The following is a 6,305-nucleotide window of genomic DNA, read 5'->3' as shown; positions in this document are numbered from 1 at the left end:
TCGAGGGCAGGCGTCGAACAAACCTAAACGGGAGTGTGAGTTCGCTGATGCAGGAGGTGCAGTCCTGCTGCGCCAGGGCGTCAACGGCAGCATCCCGCCGAACTGCTGCCGTTGAAGTCTGACGGCTTCAATGTCAACAAAGGCCGAGGTCCGTGCGTGAGCCATCCGTCAGGGCTCGGCCATGAAGGGACATTCGTCTTGCACGTCGCCCTGACATCCGCACGGCCGGTATTCACAGCAAACCGCCATTGAAGCCGCAGATCGGCAAGCAGTAGATGTTTGCCGGCGCCGACCCGGCACGCTATGGCGTGGCCAATTGACCCCAGGGGCCGATCTCAACGACGACTTTCCGCATGACTTGCTGTTCTTTCCGGCGTCAGCGGTCGCTGACGCGAATGCCGTTGCAACGTAGCGGTGGGCCTCAGCGATCTACATGAATCAAGCGCAATTCGCGTCCCTCGAAAGGCCCGCCTTTCGGCGCGACGATGTGCGCGAACGATCCGACTATCAGACGGAGCGCCCGTCATCGAATGTCGCCGTGCAGACAACGCTGTATGGGCGTTCCTGATGCTACCGATGCTCGCCATGCCTGACTAGAATCCGCGACACGATCAATGCAAATGCGAGCGAACACTGTCCGTCGTGCCAGCGGTCGTGCTCTCGACGTCCATGGCCGCGCAGTGCGGCTTACCCGTTTGAATTGTAAGGATCTACGTGAAATGAGCGCAGTAACCCGCAATGTCCAGCCCGTCATTTCGAACATTGGCAAGCATGGTTCGGGCGAACTGGTTTCTTCCCGCTACGCCGTGCGCGTGGGTGCCCACCTTGCGGACGTGGCACTACGCGGGCGATCGAGGATGGTTTCGCCCGCTCTCGACTGGATAGGGGACTACGCAGCCGCAGACCCCTATGTTGCGCAGATGCGCCACTTGGGATCGGTCATTCGGAAATAGGAAGAGCCGCAGTGCGATGCGTTTGACGCAGCCAAAACGCTTGCAATAACTGCATCCGTGCGAGAGGCCGCTCAGTCTGGAGAAGTCAATTCTTCTAGCTGGATCGCAGGTCGCACTGCCTCATTCCGGACCATTAGCGGTCAACGTCCCTCATGCGTTGTTCCGATACGGGTGCTATTCGATCGAAACTCGTCAGCGCATGTGTGCCGATCTGCAATCGAATACGTCCGCAAAGGCTATTCTGCAGCTACGAGGCGCGCTACTTCCTGCAAAACATCGCCTCCAACAGAAATTGGAACGCCCCAATAGTCGAAGATTCCTCCGTCTTTGCGATTCTGCCCGCATGTCACGAAGACGCCGGTTCCAAAGTTACGTTTGAAGTGGTTTGCAAGCCAGCCGACAAATCCGCTGTTGTCGGCGTGGGCTGGAAAGTGGAATCGGAAAATCGAAAACAGGTCCTCGTTCTGATCAACGCACGGTACAAGCTGACTCCAAACCTGATCATCACGGATAAGCGCGAGAGCGCCTGGATGTACGGAGCGGGGAAACTCATCATGCGAAAATTCCTGGAATGCATAGCTTTGGCTATAAATCTTCAAGCGAGCCTTCTTGATGACGCGCCGAAGACGTTCTTCAGTATCAGATGACGACTCATACGAGATGTCTACCATAGCTTTTTCCTCAATCGTGATTGCCACAGGCGCACGCTGCGGGAGAAAACCCCGTACAGCGCCTGTCCCACCCAGAAGTATCGATCGTATCGTCGTACGCGACTACCGTTTGAAACAAGAAACTCTTTCAGGATTTTCGGATAAGCGCTCTGACTACTTTTGCCTGCTTTACATCGAGAAGGCTAGTGGAAGCTCGATACGTCGATGTCGAGCGTCGCTTATCCTTGCAACCAAGAGGGACGTAGCTTCGAGTGTAGAATCCACGCTACGAACGGTTCCTGGAACAGCCCCATGCCAATTGAGTCAGACCGCCTGATCTTGCGACCATGGAAAGATGCCGATAGGCAGCCTTTTGCGGACATGTCGGCTGACGGAGGTGTCATGGAGCATCTGCTGCCGCTTAACGCACATGACGCGTATCACACATGGATCGACCGCCAAATCGAAAACCAGCAAAAGCATCGCATGTGCTTCTGGGCGGTCGAGGCCAAGCAAGATGGTGCATTCGTCGGCGCGGTCGGCCTACTTCCCGTCACTTATGAAGCCCATTTCACGCCGGCTGTGGAAGTTGGCTGGCGTATCGCGCGGCCCTTCTGGGGCTTGGGCTACGCTCCCGAAGCTGCCGAAGCCGCAATTCGTTTCGGCTTCGAGTCGCTTCAGTTGTCCGAGATCGTGTCCAACGCAGGTGTAGCCAATGAGAAGTCCATGCGGGTCATGTCGAAGCTGGGAATGCTACGCGATCTGAACGGCGATTTCGATCATCCGCTGGTCCCCGAAGGGAATGCACTGCGCCGCCAGGTACTGTACCGACTTACGAGAAGCCGATGGCTCGCCCAGTCCGCGGCACCCCGCGCTTAAGAACGAGCAGCCGTTACCGCGTCGTCATTCGAGCGCGTTCACAGCTACACTCGTCGTAGAGCAGGATCCCATTCAAAGCTGCACGGTTCGGAACCGGTAGGCGCCCGGGTTAACCTTGCGTCGCGGGTCCGGGCGCTGCAAATAGTGGTTCGATCAGTGCCCACAGTTCGTCATCGATGATAGATACCGGCATTCCTTGATCCGTTGTTCAGGCATCCAAGGCTAACGGTTTCGAAGAACAGAAACAGCCCTTCCAAGCTCTTTTTGAGCTCGCCTTTGAGTGAATGTCGCCAATGCTACGCACGGGACGGCCACTTTTTAACGGAACCGTTCTCAGTCGCCACATCTTCGCGCCTGCTGATCCTCGCCCTTAATGCCCGAACCGATAAGCTCCCTTAACCATTGATGCGAAGGGTCGCGATGTGAACGTTCGTGCCACAGCATTACCATTTCGTACCCAGGAACCTCAACCGGTGGCGCGACCGATCGCAATCTGGAATCGCCCTTAAGCAGTCGCGATGGGAGCATCGCAACTAAGTCCGTACGCGACAACACGTCTTGTACGAAGGTGAAATGGGGCACTGAAAGCACAACTCGCCTCTTCAAACCCAGCTGTGCCAAAGTCATATCAGTGACGCCGACAAATCCCCCTCCATCCGGCGACACGATCACATGATCCAGTTTGCAAAACTGCGACATGGTAAGTTTTCGTTTGAGTCTCGGATGATCAGGCCGTCCGACCAAGACATACTTTTCCTGAAACAAGGTCTTTCGGCGTAACCCGTCAGGTGCTTCGTCCGCCGTATGGAATGCTAGATCGACTTCACCTATTTCGCATTGTCTGGCGATGAGACGCGGCGCGATCTGCGCAACGCTAACGCGAGTATTCGGCGCATATTGACGCACCCTGGGAAGCGTGGGTAGCAGTACAGTCGTTTCACTGTAGTCCGTCGCGGCAATCTTCCAAGTTAGCGCCGCGGTGTATGGGTCAAACGGCTGTAACGGCGACATGACTTCGTTCAAGGCAGCCAAGGCCACGGAAAGCGACTCCCGCAGCGAATCGGCCCTTGCCGTTGGTCGCATACCGCGAGGCCCGGGCAAAAGCAGAGGATCCTTGAAAACTCTTCTAAGCTTTGATAGATGGACGCTGACAGACGGCTGCGACAGATTAAGTCGCTCGGCCGCCCGACTCACGTTGTGCTCCTCAAGCAATACATTGAGCGTGCGCAGAAGGTTCAGGTCGAGACTACGCAGATTATCCACGGCAATACCAGGTATCTAAGAAATTCATTTTCAATATACCTGATTACGTTTTACGCTGCATGCTTCACCATCAACGAGATGAACGGTGAAAGTCCTTATGACTGTCTAGCTTGAGCAGAACGGTCGAGGGCCGCCGCTTCCCTTTCTTATTTAGGATCACCGCATGAGCAACGTTCTTATCGTCCACGCCCATCCAGAGGCCCAGTCGCTGACCGCCTCTTTGAAGAACCTCGCGGTCGAAACGCTGACCGCGCAGGGCCATCAGGTTCAAGTATCTGATCTCTATGCCATGCACTGGAAGGCCGTCGCCGATGCAGCCGATTTCCCGCAGCGTAAGAACGCCGATCGGCTACGCTATGCATCAGAATCAGGCAACGCCTTCGCCACGGGGACCCAACCCGCCGATATCGTGGCTGAGCAGCAGAAGCTGCTGTGGGCCGACGCGGTCATCCTCACCTTCCCGTTGTGGTGGTTCAGCGCACCGGCGATCCTGAAGGGTTGGGTCGAGCGCGTCTATGCGCGTGGCTTCGCTTACGGCGTCGGCCCACATGGTGGTGAACGCTGGGGCGATCGGTATGGTGAAGGAACGCTAGCCGGTCGCCGGGCGATGGTTGTGGTCAGCATTGGCGGCCGCGAGCCGCACTATAGCGAGCGCGGCGTCAATGGCCGACTCGACGAGATCTTGTGGCCCATCCAGCATGGACAGCTCTTCTATCCGGGCATGGATGTTATGCCGCCCTTCCCGATCTACCAGAGCGACCGCCTGTCTGAAGAGCGCTGGGTGGAAGTCGCGGCAGCCTTCAAGGTCCGGATGGAGAATCTTTTCACCGACACGCCAATACCGTATCGCACGCAAAATGGCGGACATTATGATGGACAGCAGGTGCTCAAGCCCGGCCTCGGTTCCGGAGAAACCGGCCTCCGCATCCACCTGGCGCAACAGGGTGATCCTGTTGAGAATCTGGACTCAGCCGAATCACAGCCCGCGGCGCTTGCCCGCGTCTGATAAGGATTGTCTATCATGCGCGCGTTCCGCTCCAACGGTCAGATCGGCCTCGAAGCCCTCACGATGGTCGACTTGCCCGATCCCGGTGTACCGGGCCCGGGAGAAATCAGGGTCCACCTACATGCGACCTCGCTCAATTATCACGATCTGGGCGTCGTGACGGGGCGGCTTCCAGCCGCCCCGGGACGCATCCCCATGGCGGACGGAGCAGGCGTGGTCGAGGCGGTCGGGCCGGACGTAGAGGCTTTCTCGGTCGGCGACCATGTCGTGTCGACTTTCTTTCCGACGTGGCTTCATGGCGAGCCGCAGATCGCCGATTTCGCGACGACGCCGGGCGACGGTATCGACGGTTACGCACGCGAAGTGGTCGTGGCACCCGTACACGCCTTCACACACGCACCGAAGGGTTACACCCATGCCGAAGCAGCGACGCTGACAACGGCGGGACTAACGGCTTGGCGCGCTCTCGCCGTCGATGGTGGATTGAAGGCCGGTGCAACTGTGCTGGTTCTGGGCACAGGCGGGGTGTCGATCTTCGCGCTTCAATTTGCCAAGGCGATGGGTGCGTCGGTGATCGTGACCTCGTCATCCGACGACAAGCTGGAACGTGCCCGCGCGCTCGGCGCCGATCACACCGTCAATTATCGCGAGATCCCAAAATGGGGCAGGCATGTCCGCGATATCACCGGCGGACGGGGCGTCGACCATGTCGTCGAGGTCGGGGGACCCGGCACACTGGCGCAGTCAATCCAGGCCGGGCGGGTCGGAGGTCATCTGGCGCTGATCGGCGTTCTCACTGGACGCGGCGGGGATGTGCCCACAGGCTTGCTGATGGCGCGCCAACAGCGGCTCCAGGGCCTCGTGGTCGGTAACCGCCAGCATCAACTTGAAATGGTACGGGCGCTCAACATCGTCGGCATCAGGCCCATCATCGATCACGCCTTCCCGTTCCACGGACTGGCCGACGCCTTCCGTCTGCAGCAAACAGCCAGCCACTTCGGCAAGATCGTCGTGGAATATTGAAAAGGACGGTGGAGCCCCGCCATCAACTCCACCTCGGCGGAGCCGTCTCGTTGGGGTCGATCCTGCCCGATATGATTTCGCCTGATCGAGACGGCGTAGTGTTTCAGGTCTTCATGAGGAGCGGACACCGCTCGAACAGCCGGTTTCGTTCAAATCGTATCGTTCCGTGCGCACGGCATCCACCGGCGCCTCGCGCTGCATATCAAATACCGCTATCTCTCCGATGGGGATCATCTCGCCATCATTAAGTGCGGCGCTGATATCCGGCTCATGCATTTGAGCCATCTGCTCGCCTGTTAGCGTAATCGGTTTTCCGTTCGCTCAGACATCCGTAGAAAGATTCCCCGCTTGGGCAACGGATTTTTGGCACAGGAATTGTCGTTGGTCACGTCAGACCAGGGAGTTTCTTGAAATTTACTCGGGACGAGTCGATCCGGAGTCCGACTTGATCTCGTAGTAACTCACATGACCGTAGTGGGTTTAGAAGCAGACATAGGCCCCACCGCGGTCTGAAGGGCAGTTCAGGGTCGA

Annotated in this window: 6 protein-coding genes and 1 pseudogene; 4 read left to right on the top strand and 3 right to left on the bottom strand. The window is 57.9% G+C overall.

The window, feature by feature from the left end:
* Window positions 1-719: 719 nt before the first annotated feature.
* A pseudogene (locus tag BG57_RS34060) lies at window positions 720-818 on the top strand (MBL fold metallo-hydrolase); the annotation flags it as partial.
* A gap of 371 nt (window positions 819-1,189) precedes the next feature.
* Here the strand turns inward: BG57_RS34060 and BG57_RS32140 are convergent.
* Window positions 1,190-1,651, bottom strand: coding sequence for a DUF6196 family protein (locus tag BG57_RS32140; RefSeq protein WP_229754137.1), 462 nt, complete (start codon window positions 1,649-1,651; stop codon window positions 1,190-1,192).
* Between the two features lie 177 nt (window positions 1,652-1,828).
* Here BG57_RS32140 and BG57_RS30380 point away from each other — a divergent pair, with 177 nt between their 5' ends.
* Window positions 1,829-2,482, top strand: a complete 654-nt coding sequence (locus BG57_RS30380; protein ID WP_420912100.1) for a GNAT family N-acetyltransferase — start codon at window positions 1,829-1,831, stop codon at window positions 2,480-2,482.
* A 333-nt stretch (window positions 2,483-2,815) separates the two neighbouring features.
* Here BG57_RS30380 and BG57_RS30375 read toward each other — a convergent pair whose 3' ends face one another.
* Complete coding sequence (locus BG57_RS30375; RefSeq protein ID WP_035970926.1) at window positions 2,816-3,745, bottom strand: LysR family transcriptional regulator; 930 nt, start codon at window positions 3,743-3,745, stop codon at window positions 2,816-2,818.
* 163 nt (window positions 3,746-3,908) lie between these two features.
* Here BG57_RS30375 and BG57_RS30370 point away from each other — a divergent pair, with 163 nt between their 5' ends.
* On the top strand, window positions 3,909-4,751 hold the full coding sequence (locus BG57_RS30370) for an NAD(P)H-dependent oxidoreductase (protein ID WP_035970924.1): 843 nt from the start codon (window positions 3,909-3,911) through the stop codon (window positions 4,749-4,751).
* 15 nt (window positions 4,752-4,766) lie between these two features.
* Window positions 4,767-5,774: a zinc-dependent alcohol dehydrogenase family protein gene (locus BG57_RS30365; protein ID WP_035970931.1), complete on the top strand. Its 1,008-nt coding sequence runs from the start codon at window positions 4,767-4,769 to the stop codon at window positions 5,772-5,774.
* 111 nt (window positions 5,775-5,885) lie between these two features.
* Here the strand turns inward: BG57_RS30365 and BG57_RS33225 are convergent, their stop codons facing one another.
* Complete coding sequence (locus tag BG57_RS33225) at window positions 5,886-6,059, bottom strand: hypothetical protein (protein WP_160174776.1); 174 nt, start codon at window positions 6,057-6,059, stop codon at window positions 5,886-5,888.
* Window positions 6,060-6,305: the final 246 nt, after the last annotated feature.

Origin of the sequence: Caballeronia grimmiae, assembly GCF_000698555.1 — a bacterium.
Lineage (GTDB): Bacteria > Pseudomonadota > Gammaproteobacteria > Burkholderiales > Burkholderiaceae > Caballeronia > Caballeronia grimmiae.
Note: the sequence above shows the minus strand (reverse complement) of the source record. Positions and strands in the feature narration are given on the sequence as shown.